At 62.2% G+C, this 16,141-nt stretch carries 14 protein-coding genes; 5 read left to right on the top strand and 9 right to left on the bottom strand.

Going from position 1 to position 16,141, the window contains the following annotated elements; genetic code table 11:
• Positions 1 to 45: 45 nt before the first annotated feature.
• The 8 genes from pdxJ to lptF all read right to left on the bottom strand — a co-directional run bounded on the left by pdxJ (position 46) and on the right by lptF (position 8,533).
• A complete protein-coding gene (pdxJ, locus tag GWQ44_RS18920; protein ID WP_275928040.1) occupies positions 46 to 792 on the bottom strand; it encodes a pyridoxine 5'-phosphate synthase in 747 nt (248 codons plus the stop codon).
• Between the two features lie 132 nt (positions 793 to 924).
• Positions 925 to 1,614: a DNA repair protein RecO gene (gene recO / locus GWQ44_RS18925; RefSeq protein WP_047301927.1), complete on the bottom strand. Its 690-nt coding sequence runs from the start codon at positions 1,612 to 1,614 to the stop codon at positions 925 to 927.
• Positions 1,615 to 1,732: 118 nt separating this feature from the next.
• The gene (era, locus tag GWQ44_RS18930) at positions 1,733 to 2,635 is read right to left on the bottom strand and encodes a GTPase Era (RefSeq protein WP_016967829.1); all 903 of its coding nucleotides are present in this window, start codon (positions 2,633 to 2,635) and stop codon (positions 1,733 to 1,735) included.
• Positions 2,628 to 3,317, bottom strand: a complete 690-nt coding sequence (gene rnc, locus GWQ44_RS18935) for a ribonuclease III (RefSeq protein ID WP_011059421.1) — start codon at positions 3,315 to 3,317, stop codon at positions 2,628 to 2,630. Before rnc ends, era begins: the two co-directional genes overlap by 8 nt.
• Positions 3,318 to 3,532: 215 nt before the next feature.
• Positions 3,533 to 4,387: a signal peptidase I gene (lepB, locus tag GWQ44_RS18940; RefSeq protein ID WP_016967828.1), complete on the bottom strand. Its 855-nt coding sequence runs from the start codon at positions 4,385 to 4,387 to the stop codon at positions 3,533 to 3,535.
• Between the two features lie 5 nt (positions 4,388 to 4,392).
• Complete coding sequence (gene lepA, locus GWQ44_RS18945) at positions 4,393 to 6,192, bottom strand: translation elongation factor 4 (protein WP_047301924.1); 1,800 nt, start codon at positions 6,190 to 6,192, stop codon at positions 4,393 to 4,395.
• Positions 6,193 to 6,360: 168 nt separating this feature from the next.
• Positions 6,361 to 7,422, bottom strand: coding sequence for an LPS export ABC transporter permease LptG (gene lptG / locus GWQ44_RS18950; protein WP_016967821.1), 1,062 nt, complete (start codon positions 7,420 to 7,422; stop codon positions 6,361 to 6,363).
• Positions 7,415 to 8,533 carry an LPS export ABC transporter permease LptF gene (gene lptF / locus GWQ44_RS18955; protein ID WP_016967820.1) on the bottom strand — a complete coding sequence of 373 codons (1,119 nt, stop codon included), beginning with the start codon at positions 8,531 to 8,533 and terminating at the stop codon, positions 7,415 to 7,417. The genes lptG and lptF overlap by 8 nt, the downstream gene beginning before the upstream one ends.
• 305 nt (positions 8,534 to 8,838) lie before the next feature.
• On the opposite strand from lptF, the gene GWQ44_RS18960 reads away from it, so the two are divergent.
• From GWQ44_RS18960 to rlmF, 5 genes are all read left to right on the top strand, one after another.
• Positions 8,839 to 10,329 (top strand): leucyl aminopeptidase, encoded by a 1,491-nt coding sequence (locus GWQ44_RS18960; protein ID WP_275928041.1) that lies wholly within the window; start codon positions 8,839 to 8,841, stop codon positions 10,327 to 10,329.
• A gap of 61 nt (positions 10,330 to 10,390) precedes the next feature.
• Entirely contained in the window at positions 10,391 to 10,819 is a 429-nt protein-coding gene (locus GWQ44_RS18965; protein ID WP_047301921.1) for a DNA polymerase III subunit chi, read from the top strand.
• Positions 10,820 to 10,826: 7 nt separating this feature from the next.
• Entirely contained in the window at positions 10,827 to 11,303 is a 477-nt protein-coding gene (locus tag GWQ44_RS18970; RefSeq protein WP_275928042.1) for a DNA polymerase III subunit chi, read from the top strand.
• Between the two features lie 119 nt (positions 11,304 to 11,422).
• On the top strand, positions 11,423 to 14,269 hold the full coding sequence (locus tag GWQ44_RS18975; RefSeq protein WP_047301916.1) for a valine--tRNA ligase: 2,847 nt from the start codon (positions 11,423 to 11,425) through the stop codon (positions 14,267 to 14,269).
• A 176-nt stretch (positions 14,270 to 14,445) separates the two neighbouring features.
• Complete coding sequence (rlmF, locus tag GWQ44_RS18980) at positions 14,446 to 15,468, top strand: 23S rRNA (adenine(1618)-N(6))-methyltransferase RlmF (RefSeq protein ID WP_047301915.1); 1,023 nt, start codon at positions 14,446 to 14,448, stop codon at positions 15,466 to 15,468.
• Between the two features lie 94 nt (positions 15,469 to 15,562).
• Here the strand turns inward: rlmF and GWQ44_RS18985 are convergent, their stop codons facing one another.
• Positions 15,563 to 15,844 carry an HU family DNA-binding protein gene (locus GWQ44_RS18985; RefSeq protein WP_003440137.1) on the bottom strand — a complete coding sequence of 94 codons (282 nt, stop codon included), beginning with the start codon at positions 15,842 to 15,844 and terminating at the stop codon, positions 15,563 to 15,565.
• Positions 15,845 to 16,141: the final 297 nt, after the last annotated feature.

Genomic DNA, 16,141 nt, shown 5'->3' on the forward strand with positions numbered 1-16,141 from the left:
CTCCTACAGAGACTGCGTAGGAGCCGGCTGGCCGGCGAAGACCATTCAGGCCTTGGCCGCAGCCGCCAGGATCAGCGCCTTCATCTCGGCCACCGCGCCCTTGAAACCGACGAACAGCGCATGCGCCACCAGGGCATGGCCGATGTTCAGCTCATTGATGCCCTTGATCGCCGCCACCGCTTCGACGTTGTGATAGTGCAGCCCGTGGCCGGCATTGACGATCAACCCCTGGGCCAGGCCCACGGCAACCCCGTCGACGATGCGCTGCAGCTCATCGGCCACTTCACTCGGCGTCTGGGCATCGGCATAGCGACCGGTGTGCAACTCGATGGCCGGTGCGCCGACGCGCTGGGAGGCCTCGATCTGACGCTCGTCGGCGTCGATGAACAGCGACACTTCGGCACCGATTTTCGACAAACGCTCCACCGCTGCCTTGATCCGTGCTTCCTGTCCGGCCACGTCAAGTCCGCCCTCGGTGGTCAGCTCCTGACGGGTTTCCGGCACCAGGCAGATGTGCGCCGGGCGGATGCGCTCGGCAAAGGCCATCATCTCTTCGGTGACGCCCATCTCGAAGTTCATGCGGGTCTGCAGCACGTCCTTGAGCAGCAGCACGTCGCGCTCCTGGATATGCCGGCGGTCTTCGCGCAGGTGCACGGTGATGCCGTCGGCACCCGCCTCTTCCGCATCCAGAGCGGCCTTGACCGGGTCAGGGTAACGAGTGCCGCGGGCCTGACGCAGGGTGGCAACGTGATCGATGTTCACGCCGAGAAGAATGCGATTGCTGGTGGTCACGGAAGCGCTCCTGGATAAATGTAAATTCGGCGCACAGCATACGGGGAGAACAGGGTCTGTTGCCATTTGCACGAACGCAGAACGAGCGCGGCAAGTGGCCGGCCGCCGCCAGCGGATGAGCGACCGGCAGGCCTAGGGTTTGCGAAACAGCTCGCGACTGACCAGGGGCCGACCGCCCAGGTGCACGGCCAGGGCCTGGCGCATCAGGCGCTTGGCCGCCGACAAGGCACCGGGGGCACTCCAATCGGCCTCGGCCATGGCCAGCAGCTCGGTGCCATTGAACAGGCCCGGTTGCAGCAGGAAGACCTGTTCCAGTCCGGCATCCACCTGCAGGCGATACAGCCCATCGGCAGCGATGGGCGCGCCATGGATGTCGCTGTCCAGGGCAAAGCCATAGCCCAGGTCGTCCAACAGGCGCCATTCGAAGGCCCGCAGCAAAGGCTCCAGGGGCCGGCCTTCGGCCAGGGCCAGCAAGGTGGCGGCGTAGTGGTCGAATACCGCCGGATGGGGATCTTCCGCCGGCAGCAGGCGGATCAGCAGCTCGTTCAGGTACAGGCCGCTGAACAAGGCTTCGCCATTGAGCCAGGAGGCGATTCCGGCACTTTCCATGCGCCCGACATTCTTCAGCTCACCACGGCCGCGAAACTCGACTTCCAGAGGCACGAAGGGTCGCGCCAGGGTGCCGGCCTTGCCCCGGGCGTTGCGCAATACAGCACGCAGGCGACCTTGAGGGGTTAGGAAATCCACCAAGGCACTACTCTCGCGGTAGGCGCGGCTGTGCAGGACGTAGGCGAGTTGGCCGACTGGGGCGTTGCTGGACATGGTTGCGAGGGATCTCAGGGGCAGAGAGGGAACCGGGTCCGAAGAAGGGGTTGCAGCTGGTCGTCGGCCAGCCGACTCCTACGCGAAGGTGTAGGAGCCGGCTGGCCGGCGCAGGGCATCAGAGGTCGCCGTAGCCCAGCGAGCGCAAGGCGCGCTCGTCGTCGGACCAGCCGCCCTTGACCTTGACCCAGAGGTTGAGCATGACCTTGGAGTCGAACAGCAGCTCCATGTCCTTGCGCGCTTCCATGCCGATGCGCTTGATCCGCTCACCCTTGTCGCCAATGATGATTTTCTTCTGACCGTCGCGCTCAACCAGGATCAAGGCGTGAATATGCAGGGTCTTGCCCTGCTGCTTGAACTCTTCGATTTCCACGGTGATCTGGTACGGCAGCTCGGCACCCAGCTGGCGCATGATCTTCTCGCGCACCAGTTCGGCGGCCAGGAAGCGGGAGCTGCGGTCGGTGATCTGGTCTTCCGGAAAGAAGTGGTCGTTCTCCGGCAGGTGCTTGGCGATCAGGCCTTCCAGGGCTTCGAGGTTATGCCCCTGCTGGGCGGAAACCGGCACGATCTCGGCGTTCGGCAGTTGCTCCTGCAGCCAGGCCAGGTGCGGCATCAGCTCGGCCTTGTCCTCGATGCGATCGGTCTTGTTGATCGCCAGGATCACCGGGCCTTGCACGTACTGCACGCGCTCCAGCACCAGTTGGTCCTCGTCGGTCCACTTGGTGCGGTCAACCACGAAGATCACCACGTCGACGTCTTTCAAGGCCGCCGAGGCGGTCTTGTTCATGTAGCGGTTCAGCGCCTTCTCGTTGCTCTTGTGCATGCCGGGGGTGTCGACGTAGATCGCCTGGATGGCGCCTTCGGTCTTGATCCCGAGCATGTTGTGGCGAGTGGTCTGGGGCTTGCGCGAGGTGATCGCCAGCTTCTGGCCGAGGATGTGGTTGAGCAGGGTCGACTTGCCCACGTTGGGGCGGCCGACGATGGCGACATAGCCACAGCGTGTTGCGGTTGAATCAGTCATGGCCATTCTCCACGCCCAGGGCAATCAGTGCTGCGGCGGCCGCTACCTGTTCGGCAATGCGACGGCTCACACCCTGACCTCGGCTTTTTTCATTCAATAAGGTGACTTCACATTCAACGAAGAATGTCCGGCAGTGCGGCTCGCCCTGGATATCCACCACTTCATAGCGCGGCAGTTCGCAGGCACGGGACTGGAGGAACTCCTGCAGCCGGGTCTTGGGGTCCTTGTTGGTGTCCACCAGGGTCAGGCTCTCGAACTCCGAGGCCAGCCAGGACAGTACGCGGTCGCGGGCGGTTTCCATGCCGGCGTCCAGGTAGATCGCACCAATCAGGGCTTCCAGGGCATCGGCCAGGATCGACTCACGACGGAAACCGCCGCTCTTCAATTCGCCGGAGCCCAGGCGCAGGTATTCGCCCAGGTCGAAACCGCGGGCCAGCACCGCCAGTGTTTCACCTTTCACCAGGCGCGCGCGCAAACGCGACAGCTGGCCTTCGCGAGCCTGGGGGAAGCGCTCGAACAACGCCTCGCCGGCCACGAAGTTGAGGATGGCGTCACCGAGAAACTCCAGGCGCTCGTTGTTGCGTCCGGCAAAGCTGCGGTGAGTGAGGGCCAGGAGCATCAGCTCCTGGTCCTTGAAGGAATAGCCGAGCTGACGCTCGAGACGGCTCAAAGAAACGCTCACGGTTTACCCACACTGATTTCGTTGCCGAAACTCGCCATCCTAGGGGCCGCGCACGAAGTGCGGGTGGCAATTAACGCTGTGTTCAAATCCACATCCTGAATATCGTTGACTGCATGCTTCTGGCTTTAAGGCTGTTACGGATGGCCCGAAGGCGCGCCGTTTTATACAAGAGCCAGAAAAGCATTCGGCGCTGTGTTCAACAGCGCCGTGTGTGATTACTTGATCAGGCCAACCCGCGAGAAATTCGGCAGGTGGCTGAGTTTCGGTTCGGGCCAGCTCATCCAGACTGCGAAGGCCTTGCCGACGATATTCTTGTCGGGAACCATGCCCAGCAGGTCTTTGGGAATACTTGGATCGTCCCAGTAGCGACTGTCGTTGGAGTTGTCGCGGTTGTCGCCCATCATGAAGTAGTGCCCGGCGGGCACCACCCAACGACCGTCAGGAGTGGCCCGATAGCGGCTCATTTCCTTGCGGATCAAGTGCTCGGCGGCACCGAGTTTCTCCTTGTACAGCTCAGCGCTGCCCAGGGTGCCAGGCTCGGCGCCAACCAACTGCTCGGCCACCGGCTGACCGTTGACGAACAGATGCTTGTCGCTGGTGTAGCGCACTTCGTCCCCTGGCAGGCCCACTACACGCTTGATGTAGTTGACGTTGGGGTCGCTCGGGTAGCGGAACACCATCACGTCGCCGCGCTGCGGATCACCGACTTCGATGACCTTCTTGTCGATCACCGGCAAGCGGATCCCGTAGGAAAACTTGTTCACCAGGATGAAGTCACCGACATCCAGGGTCGGTTTCATCGAGCCCGATGGAATCTGGAACGGTTCCACCAGGAACGAACGCAGCACCAGGACGATAAACAGCACCGGAAAGAACGACTTGCCGTATTCAACCAGCAGCGGTTCCTTGTTCAGCTTCTCGACCACCAGCCCATCCGGCTGGCTGACGCTGCCCTGATAGTTGGCGATGGCCGCGCGTCGACGCGGTGCGAGAAACACCAGGTCGAGCAACGCCAAGAAACCGCATACGAAGACAGCGATGACCAGCAACAGCGGGAAATTTAGTGACATAGGACCTAACTATCCAACCTGAGCACGGCAAGGAAGGCTTCTTGTGGAATTTCCACGTTGCCCACTTGCTTCATGCGTTTCTTACCGGCCTTCTGCTTTTCCAACAGCTTGCGCTTACGGCTGACGTCGCCGCCGTAGCATTTGGCCAGTACGTTCTTTCTGAGGGCCTTGACGGTTGTCCGCGCCACAATCTGCCCGCCGATGGCGGCCTGGATTGCCACGTCAAACATCTGCCGAGGAATCAGATCTTTCATCTTCTCGGTCAACGCACGCCCTTTGTAGTGGGCGTTGTCACGGTGCACGATCAATGCCAGGGCATCGACCTTGTCGCCGTTGATCAATACATCCAGCTTGACCAGATTAGCTGACTGGTAGCGATCGAAGTGGTAATCCAGCGAGGCGTAGCCGCGGCTGGTGGACTTCAGGCGATCGAAGAAATCCAGTACCACTTCGTTCATCGGCAGATCGTAGGTCACCTGGACCTGGCTACCCAGGAACAGCATGTCATGCTGCACACCGCGTTTCTCGATGCACAGGGTTATGACGTTGCCCAGGTGCTCTTGCGGCACAAGGATATTGGCCCGCACGATCGGCTCGCGCATGTCTTCGATGGACGACAGGTCCGGAAGCTTGGACGGGTTGTCGACGTAGATGGTTTCACCGGTCTTGAGCAGCAGCTCGAAGATCACCGTCGGCGCGGTGGTGATCAGGTCCAGGTCGTATTCGCGCTCCAGGCGCTCCTGGATGATCTCCATGTGCAGCATGCCGAGGAACCCGCAACGGAAGCCGAAGCCCAGGGCATCGGAGCTTTCCGGGGTGTACTGCAGCGACGAGTCGTTGAGGGTCAGCTTCTGCAAGGCTTCGCGGAAATCCTCGAAGTCATCGGAACTGACCGGGAACAGGCCGGCATAGACCTGCGGCTGGATGCGCTTGAAGCCTGGCAGCACTTCCACGTCCGGGGTCGAGCTCAGGGTCAGGGTGTCGCCCACCGGCGCGCCGTGAATGTCCTTGATGCCCGCGATGATGAAGCCCACTTCACCGGCCTTGAGGTCGGCGGTGGCGGTGTGTTTCGGGTTGAATACACCGACGCTGTCCACCAGGTGGATCTTGCCGGTGGATTTCACCAGGATCTTGTCGCCTTTCTTCACCCGGCCGTGACGCACACGCACCAGGGACACGACGCCCAGGTAGTTGTCGAACCAGGAGTCGATGATCAGCGCTTGCAGCGGGTCTTCGATATTGCCGGTCGGCGCCGGAATGGTGGTCACCAGGCGCTCGAGCACCTCGTCCACGCCCAGGCCGGTCTTGGCGCTGCAGGTCACGGCGTCAGTGGCATCGATGCCGATGATCTTCTCGATCTCTTCCTTGACCCGCTCCGGATCGGCCTGTGGCAGGTCGATCTTGTTCAGCACCGGCATCACTTCCAGGCCCTGCTCGATGGCGGTGTAGCAGTTGGCTACCGACTGGGCTTCAACGCCCTGGCCGGCATCCACCACCAGCAATGCACCTTCACAGGCCGCCAGGGAGCGACTGACTTCATAGGTGAAGTCCACGTGGCCCGGGGTATCGATGAAGTTCAGCTGGTAGGTAATGCCGTCGCGGGCTTTGTAATAGAGGGTGACGCTGTGGGCCTTGATGGTGATCCCGCGTTCACGCTCAAGGTCCATGGAGTCCAGAACCTGGGCTTCCATTTCGCGCTCGGCCAGGCCGCCGCACATCTGGATGAAGCGATCGGCCAGAGTCGACTTGCCATGGTCAATGTGGGCGATGATGGAGAAATTGCGGATATGACTCAAATCACTCACGGATGAACACTCAAAAAGGCTGCAGGCATGGCCCGCCGAAAAATAGCCGGGAATTGTACCTGATACTCGGCACGAGCGTCACGCTCGCCTGTCAGCGTTTGTCAAATGCAAAAACGCCCCGATCCAGAGACCGGGGCGTTGCGCTTGAAACCTGGCAGGACCGCGAAATCAACCGGCCCGGCGCAGCAGCCAGAAGCCTGCAATGGCGCAGATACCCGCCGGCACCAGCACCGCGAACAGCGGCGAGAAGCCGAAAACCAGGCTCGAAGGCCCCAGCAGATCCTGGGCGATGCGGAAAGTGAACCCCACCAGCACACCGGTGAACACGCGCTGACCCAGGGTCACCGAACGCAGCGGGCCGAAGATGAAGGAAATCGCCATCAATACCAGGGCCGCCGTCACCAGGGGCTGCAGGACCTTGACCCAGAACGCCAGCCAGTAGCGACCGTTGTTCAGCCCCTGATCCGCCAGGTAATGGATGTAGCCCCACAGACCACTGATCGACAGGGACTCCGGCGCCATCACCACGGTGCTCAGCAGTTGCGGGCTCAAGGCCACGTCCCAGCGCTCGTCGGGCACGCTGATGACTTCGGTGTGACCCTCACGGAAATAGGTGGTAGTGACATCCGTCAACTGCCAGTAGGTTTCGTGAAAACGCGCCTGACGAGCGAAGCTCGACGACAGCATGTGGTGATTGTCATCGAAGTGGTAACGCGTCACGCCATACAGCAAGCCATTGGGCTGCACGGCGTTGATGTGGATGAACTCCTCGCCCTGACGGTGCCACAGGCCGTGCTTGGAGCTCTGGGCATCGCCGGAACCCTGAGCCAGGGCACGGCTGGCCTGGGCCTGGGTCTCGGTGGCCGGCGCCACGTACTCGCCCACCAGTACACCCACCAGCATCAGCACCAGCATCGGTTTCATCACCGCCCAGACGATACGCCCGACGGAAACGCCGGCGGCACGCATGATGGTCAGCTCACTGTTGCTGGCCAAGGAGCCCAGGCCGATCAGGCAGCCGATCAGAGCCGCCATCGGCAGCATCTCGTACACCCGGCGCGGCGCGGTAAGGACGACGTAGCTCATCACGTCCATCACGGTGTAGGTATCGCTGACGCTGCCCATCTCATCGATGAAGGCAAACAGCGAGGCCAGCCCGAGGATGATCCCCAGGACCGCGAGAATGGCCATGAACACACTGCTACCGATGTAGCGATCGAGCTTAACCACGAGCCATCTCCTTCATGCTGCGACGACTCGCCATTTTCAACCGCATCGGTTCCCAGTACATCAAGCCCAGGCCAATGGCCAGGAACAGCAGGTGCACCCACCACAACCCCAGGGCGGGCGAGATCTTGCCTTTCTCCAGGGCACCGCGCACCGCGATCAGGATGGTCAGGTACGCCATGTACAGCAGAATGGCCGGGATCAGCTTGAGGAAGCGGCCCTGGCGCGGATTGACCCGGGACAGCGGCACCGCCATCAGGGTCACGATAAATACCAGCAACGGCAGGGACAGGCGCCATTGCAGCTCGGCACGGGCCCGCAGGTCATCCTTGCCGATCAGGTCGGCAGTGGGCATGGCATCGCGATCGGTGACCTCGTCGCTGACATCCGGACGCTCCAGCAGCACGCCGTAGGTGTCGTACTTGATCACCCGGTAGTTGGCCTCGCCCGGGTTGCCGTCATAGCGGTAGCCGTTTTCCAGGATCAGGTAACGATTGCCGTCGGGGCGGATGTCCTGATGGCCCTTCTCGGCCACCAGCACCGAGATGCCCTGGTCCTTCTTTTCCTGATTCAGGCGTTTTTCGGAGATGAACACCCCGGAAAGATTGGTCCGGTCTTCCGACAACTGCTCGGTATAAGTCACCCGGCTGCCGTCGTTGAGCGCCTGAAAGCGCCCGGCCACCAGGGTGTCGAACTCGGTCAGGGCATCCTGCTTGTTCAGCAGCAACTGGAACTGGTTGGCCCCCTGCGGCGCCAGGCTCAGGCTCAGCCACGCCACCACCAGTGCCACCAGGGCGGCCGGAATCATGGTCATGCCCAGCAGGCGCTGCTGGCTCATGCCGGTCGCGGACAACACGGTCATCTCGCTTTCGAGATAAAGCCGGCCATAAGCCAGAAGAATGCCGAGGAACAGCCCCAGAGGCAGGATCAGTTGCAGGAAGCCCGGCAGACGAAAGCCCATGATCAGGAACAGCGAGCCCGGATCCAGGGCGCCCGAGGCGGCTTGCGCGAGGAACTTGACGAAGCGCCCGCTCATGATGATGACCAGCAGCACCGCACTCACGGCACTCAGGGTCAGCAGGATTTCGCGGGATAGATAACGAAAGACGATCAAACCAGACACTCCAGGGTTGTCAGGCTAAGGCGGCCGAACAAGCAAACGTATCGAGCGGCCCCAGAATGCAGGGCAGCCGAAAAAGATGGCGCATTATCCTGTGATTGCGCGCGCCTGTCACGGAGGATGCTCTCCCGGCGCTCTAAAGCGGCGAACTTGGCCGATACGAGGGTTGTCAGCCGCGACCGGCGAGGTTCAAACTGGCAGCTTTGTCGTCGCCGGCAGGCGACGCCTTCTTCTATATAGACAAGCCCCGCGCCGGAGTCTTTCCTGCGCTCTCAGACCATTCATTCAGGGACCCGGACATGGAACTGGTTGTAAAAAGCGTTAGCCCGGAAACGTTGAAGACCGCCACCCTGGTGGTCGCCATCGGCGAAGACCGCAAGCTCGGCAGCGTCGCCAAGCAACTCGACGACCTCAGCGGCGGCGCCATCAGCGCCGTGCTCAAGCGCGGCGACCTGACCGGCAAGGTCGGCCAGAGCCTGCTGCTGCACGGCGTGGCCAAGCTCAAGGCCGAGCGCGTGCTGCTGGTCGGCACCGGCAAGGATGGCGAACTGGGCGACCGCCCGTTCCGCAAGATCATCAGTGGCGTGCTCACCACCCTCAAGGGCCTGGGCGGCAGCGACGCCGTGCTGGCGCTGGACGAAGTCGTGGTCAAGGGCCGCGACAGCTACGGCAAGACCCGCTTGCTGGCGGAAACCCTGGTGGATGGCGGTTATGTCTTCGATCGCTACAAGAGCCAGAAAGCCGAACCCCGCGCCCTGAAAAAAATCACCCTGCTGACCATCAAGGCCGCCGAAGCCGAAGTCCAGCGCGGCGTGACCCACGCCCAGGCCATCGCCAACGGCATGGCCTTCACTCGCGACCTGGGCAACCTGCCGCCGAACGTCTGCCACCCGACCTTCCTCGGCGAGCAGGCCAAGGCCCTGGGCAAGGAGTTCAAGGGCCTGAAAGTCGAAGTCCTCGACGAGAAGAAGATCAAGGAACTGGGCATGGGCTCGTTCTATGCCGTGGGCCAGGGCAGCGACCAGCCGCCACGCCTGATCGTCATGCAGTACAACGGCGGCAAGAAGTCCGAGAAGCCGTTCGCCCTGGTGGGCAAGGGCATCACCTTCGATACCGGTGGCATCAGCCTCAAGCCGGGCGCCGGCATGGACGAGATGAAGTACGACATGGGCGGCGCCGCCAGCGTGTTCGGCACCCTGCGTGCCGTGCTCGAGCTCAAGCTGCCGATCAACCTGGTGTGCATCCTCGCCTGCGCCGAGAACATGCCCAGCGGCGGTGCTTCCCGTCCTGGCGACATCGTCACCACCATGAGCGGCCAGACCGTGGAAATCCTCAACACCGACGCCGAAGGCCGCCTGGTGCTGTGTGACGCCCTGACCTACTCCGAACGCTTCAAGCCTCAAGCGGTGATCGACATCGCCACCCTCACCGGTGCCTGCATCGTCGCCCTGGGCGCCCATACTTCGGGCCTGCTGGGCAACAACGACGAACTGATCGAGCAACTGCTCAGCGCCGGCCGGCAAGCCGACGACCGTGCCTGGCAACTGCCGCTGTTCGACGAGTACCAGGAGCAACTGGACAGCCCGTTCGCCGACATCGCCAACATCGGCGGACCAAAGGCCGGCACCATCACCGCCGCCTGCTTCCTCTCGCGCTTTACCAAGAACCTGAACTGGGCGCACCTGGATATCGCCGGCACCGCCTGGACCAGCGGCGGCAAGGACAAGGGCGCCACCGGCCGTCCCGTCCCCCTGCTGACCCAATACCTGCTGGACCGCGCCAAAGCCTGAAAACCATGACCGAAAGAGGTCGCCGCCTGAAGGCGGCGACCTCTGCGGCTCAGGAACCCCAATGACCAAAGTCGACTTCTATATCCTTCCCAGCGCGGACCCTGCGGCGCGCCTGGATTTTGCCTGCAAGCTCACCGACAAGGCCTGGCGCATGGGCCATCGCATCTACCTGCATTGCAGCGATGCCGCGCAGCGGGATGAGCTCGATGCCCGCCTGTGGCGCTTCAAGGGCGAAACCTTCGTCCCCCACGGCCCGGCGGAAAGCGAACCCGAAGGCTTGATCGTGCTCGGCCTGGGCCAGGACCCCGGCCAACACAACGACCTGCTGGTGAACCTGGACCTGAAAGTACCGGCCTTCGCCTCACGTTTTGCCCGAATTGCCGAGGTGGTGGTGGAAGACCCGACTATTCGTCAGGCGGCCCGCGAGAGTTTCCGTTTCTATCGCGAACAGGGCTATCCTCTGCAAGATCACCGTTTACAGCGACTCTGAGCACCCGATGGACACTCCCAACCCGCTGCAAAAACCCGTGCATCTGCTGGATGACCTTGAGTCGATCCGGCAACTGCTCGGTGATGACAACCTGCAACCCCCGCTGCTGACCGAGACCGTGAGCAGTGAAGTGCAAATCCCCCTGCTGTTCGACATGGTGGGCAGCCAGCAACAAGCCGCAACCGACACCGCCCCCACCGCACCGGCCAAACCGCAACCTGCGCCGACCCCGGCTCAAGTCACCGCACCAGCACCAGCACCCGCTCAGGCCAAAGCTCCTGCGCCAGCTCCGGCAGCCAAACCCGCCGCCAGCAACAGTGCCGACGCCCTGCTGCACCTGGACACCGAGCTGCGTGCCGCCGCGCAATTGATCATGCAAGACGTGATCGACGACTTCGCCCCGCACATCGAAACCGAGATCAAGCGCCGCCTCGACGCCCGCCTGGAACGCCTGCTCGCAGCCGCCACCAGCGGCAAACCATAAGCCACACGCAAAAGCCGGGCATGGCCATCTTGTCGCTTGCCGCTGGTGGCTTGCTGCCGCCGCCCTCCGCTATACTTCCCGGCTTTTCCTGAATAAATGCCAATAGGGTCCCGCCGCGCATGGATAAGACCTACCAGCCGCACGCCATTGAAACTTCCTGGTACCAGACCTGGGAGTCAGAGAACTACTTCGCCCCGCAAGGCGCGGGCGACTCCTACACCATCATGATCCCGCCGCCGAACGTCACCGGCAGCCTGCACATGGGCCACGGTTTCAACAACGCGATCATGGACGCCCTGATCCGCTTCCGCCGCATGCAGGGTCGCAACACCCTGTGGCAGCCGGGCACCGACCACGCCGGTATCGCCACGCAGATGCTGGTGGAGCGCCAGATCGAAGCCCAGGGCCAGAATCGTCACGACCTGGGCCGGGAAAAATTCCTCGAAAAAGTCTGGGAATGGAAGGATCAGTCCGGGGGCAACATCAGCCGCCAGATCCGCCGCCTGGGCTCATCCGTGGACTGGAGCCGCGAGCGCTTCACCATGGACGACGGCCTCTCGGAGGCGGTCAAGGAAGCCTTCGTGCGCCTGCACGAAGACGGCCTGATCTACCGCGGCAAGCGCCTGGTCAACTGGGACACCAAGCTGCACACAGCGATTTCCGATCTGGAAGTGGAAAACCACGACGAGAAAGGCTTCCTGTGGAACCTCAAGTACCCGCTGGCCGACGGCGCCAAGACCGCTGAAGGCAACGACTACCTGATCGTCGCCACCACCCGTCCGGAAACCATGCTCGGCGACTCCGCCGTCGCGGTGAACCCCGAAGACGAGCGCTACAAGGCACTGATCGGCAAATTCGTCGAACTACCCTTGGTCGGCCGTCGCATCCCGATCATCGCCGATGACTACTGCGACCCCGAATTCGGCACCGGCTGCGTGAAAATCACCCCGGCACACGATTTCAACGACTACGAAGTCGGCAAGCGCCACAACCTGCCGCTGCTGAACATCTTCGACAAGAACGCCGCCGTGTTGCCGGCCTGCCAGGTGTTCAACCTGGACGGCAGCCTCAACGAAAGCATCGACGGCAAGATCCCGGCCGAATACGTGGGCCTGGACCGCTTCGAAGCGCGCAAGCAGATCGTCGCCGCCTTCGATGCCGCAGGCCTGCTGGTCAGCGTCGACGACCACGCCCTGAAAGTGCCGAAGGGCGACCGCTCCGGCACCGTGATCGAGCCGTGGCTCACCGACCAGTGGTACGTCTCCACCAAGCCGCTGGCCGAGCCGGCCATTGCTGCCGTTGAAGACGGCCGTATCGCCTTCGTGCCCAAGCAGTACGAGAACATGTACTTCTCCTGGATGCGCGACATCCAGGACTGGTGCATCAGCCGCCAGCTGTGGTGGGGCCACCGGATTCCGGCCTGGTACGACGAGTCGGGCAAGGTCTATGTCGGCCGCGACGAAGCCGAAGTGCGCGCCAAGCACAACCTCGGCCCGGACGTTGCCCTGCAGCAGGACAACGACGTGCTCGACACCTGGTTCAGCTCGGGCCTGTGGACCTTCTCCACCCTGGGCTGGCCGGAACAGACCGAGTTCCTCAAGACCTTCCACCCCACCGACGTGCTGGTCACCGGCTTCGACATCATTTTCTTCTGGGTCGCCCGGATGATCATGCTCACCATGCACCTGGTGAAGAACGAAGACGGCACGCCGCAGGTTCCGTTCAAGACCGTGTACGTGCACGGCCTGGTCCGCGACGGCCAGGGCCAGAAGATGTCCAAGTCCAAGGGCAACGTCCTCGACCCGCTGGACATCATCGACGGCATCGACCTGGAAACCCTGGTGCAGAAGCGCACCACCGGCCTGATGCAGCCCAAGCTGCAGAAAGCCATCGAGAAGCAGACCCGCGCCGAATTCGCCGACGGCATCGCCAGCTACGGCACCGACGCCCTGCGCTTCACCTTCTGCTCCCTGGCCACCACCGGTCGCGACATCAAGTTCGACATGGGCCGCGTCGAGGGTTACCGCAACTTCTGCAACAAGATCTGGAACGCCGCGCGCTATGTACTGGACAAGGGCGAGGACTGCGGCCAGAACGGCGAGGCTTACGAGCTGTCCCTGGCGGACCGCTGGATCATCTCGCAACTGCAGCGCACCGAAGCCGAAGTCACCCGCCAGCTCGACCAGTTCCGTTTCGACCTGGCCGCCCAGGCGCTGTACGAGTTCATCTGGAACCAGTACTGCGACTGGTACCTGGAGCTGTCCAAGCCGGTGCTATGGGACGAGAACTCGCCGGTTGAACGCCAGCGCGGCACCCGGCGCACCCTGGTGCGCGTACTGGAAGTGGCCCTGCGCCTGGCGCATCCGTTCATGCCGTTCATCACCGAGGAAATCTGGCAGCGCCTGGCACCGCTGGCGGGCGCGGAAGGCAAGACAATCATGCTGCAACCCTGGCCTGTGGCTAACGAAGCCCGCATCGACCAGGCCGCCGAAGACGACATCGAGTGGCTCAAGGGCCTGATGCTCGGCACCCGCAACATTCGCGCGGAAATGAACATCGGCCCGGGCAAGCCCCTGGCCCTGTTCCTGAAGAACGCCGGTGCCGAAGACCTGCGTCGCCTGACCGAGAACGAAGCCTTGCTGAAGAAGCTGGCCAAGCTCGAATCCATCACCGTCCTCGGCGCCGGCGACGAAGCTCCGCTGTCCGCCACCGCCCTGGTGGGCGAGATGGAAGTACTGGTGCCAATGGCCGGCCTGATCGACAAGGGTGCGGAACTGGCTCGTCTGGACAAGGAAATCCAGCGCCTGCAAGGCGAAGTGCAGCGCGTGGGCGGCAAGCTGTCCAACGCCGCCTTCGTCGACAAGGCACCGGCCGAAGTGATCGAGAAGGAACGCGCCAAACTGGCCGAGGCCGAACAGGCCCTGGGCAAGCTGGCGGAACAGCACGCACGGATTTCCAGCCTGTAACGGCAATTCGCGCAGCGTGAAAGAGGGAGGCCTGTATAGGCCTCCCTTTTTTTTGGCGCGTTGTCTTAAGTGGCCAGAAGGCACGCTTGCATCACTTGTCGCTCACCGCTTGAAACTTACCGCTGCTCCTGTGTGACAATGCCCGCCACTTTGAACCAGCCCCGAATCGATCCCCCATGACCGCCCCCAACACCCCCAAGCCTGCGCGCAAAAAGCCCAAGCCCGCCGCCCCAAAAATCACCGCGCCCCGGGAAAAGGCCAGCCTGCATCCGCGCAATCGTCACCAGGGGCGTTACGACTTCCCGCAACTGATCAAGAGCACCCCGGAACTGGGGCAGTTCGTGATCCTCAATCCCTACGGCAAGGAAAGCATCGACTTCGCCGACCCCGCGGCCGTGCGAGTGTTCAACCGCGCCCTGCTCAAGGCCTTCTATGGCATTGCCCACTGGGACATTCCGGCGGACTTCCTGTGCCCGCCCGTACCCGGTCGCGCCGACTACGTGCATTTCCTCGCCGACCTGCTGGCCAGCCACAACCAGGGTGAAATCCCTCGGGGCGCGGCAGTACGGGTGCTGGACGTCGGGGTCGGCGCCAACTGCATCTACCCGCTGATCGGCTACAGCGACTACCGCTGGCAGTTCCTCGGTTCGGACATCGACAGCACCGCCCTGGCCGCGGCCAAGGCCATTGTCCAGGCCAACGGCTTGAACAAGGCCATCAGCCTGCGCCAGCAGGGCAACCCCAAGCAGATCCTCAGCGGCCTGCTGGAAAGCACCGAGCGTTTCGACCTGACCATGTGCAATCCACCCTTCCACGCCTCCCTGGACGAAGCGACACGCGGTAGCCAGCGCAAATGGCGAGCCCTGGGCAAGGCCGATCCCAAGCGCAAGCTGCCGGTGCTGAACTTTGGCGGCCAGGCCCGGGAACTGTGGTGCGAAGGTGGGGAAATTCGCTTTGTCAGCCAGTTGATCAGCGAGAGCGCGAGCGTCGGCCAGCAAGTGCTGTGGTTCAGCACCCTGGTGTCAAAGGCTTCGAACCTGCCGGCGATTGAAAGCGCGCTGAAAAAGGCCGGTGCCCTGGAAAGCCAGGTGGTGGAGATGTCCCAGGGACAGAAACAGAGCCGCTTCGTCGCCTGGACCTTCAAGGACAAGGCACAGCAACAGGCCTGGAGTCAGGAACGCTGGGTCAGGAAGAGCTAGAGAGGCGGGGGATTCAAAGACGATTCACCTTGCGTGAATCGGTATCACACAAACCGTGCCCGGAGAACTTCTGAGCACGGTTTCACTGCAAGTCTTACTTGTTAACAGCGTCGGTCAGGCCTTTAGCCACAACCAGCTTGATAACTTTCTTGGCAGCGATTTCGATGGCGGCGCCAGTCGATGGGTTACGGCCAGTACGGGCAGGACGCTCGGTCACTTTCAGCTTGCCGATACCTGGCAGAGTGATTTCGCCGCCATTTTCCAACTGATCAGCAACGATCTGGGCCAGTTGGTCCAGAGCGTTACGCGCGGTGGTTTTCGGCGCGTCGATAGCTTCAGCGATATCAGCGATCAGTTGGTCTTTAGTAATAGCCATTGTGGTGTTCCTTCCCTATCAAATTCATTTGGATTGCAGAGTGCAGTGTCAGCCATCGAGCCAGATCTTGTGAATCTGGCACCCCGGTTACAACCACGACAGATCGGGGTTATAGATACCGAAATCAGGGTTTGGTTCGACCCGACAAATGCTGAATGCACGCTTAACGCTGAGACATCGCGTAAGACGGGGCAAAACTAGCACACAGACGGGGAAATATCCGCCTCTACCTAGCCATTTGGTCAGCTTTATTGCTCTAAATCGGTAAAAAAATGCATAAGCGTTACCGACCAGCCG

Origin of the sequence: Pseudomonas sp. 3MA1, assembly GCF_029237275.1 — a bacterium.
GTDB lineage: Bacteria > Pseudomonadota > Gammaproteobacteria > Pseudomonadales > Pseudomonadaceae > Aquipseudomonas > Aquipseudomonas fluorescens_AP.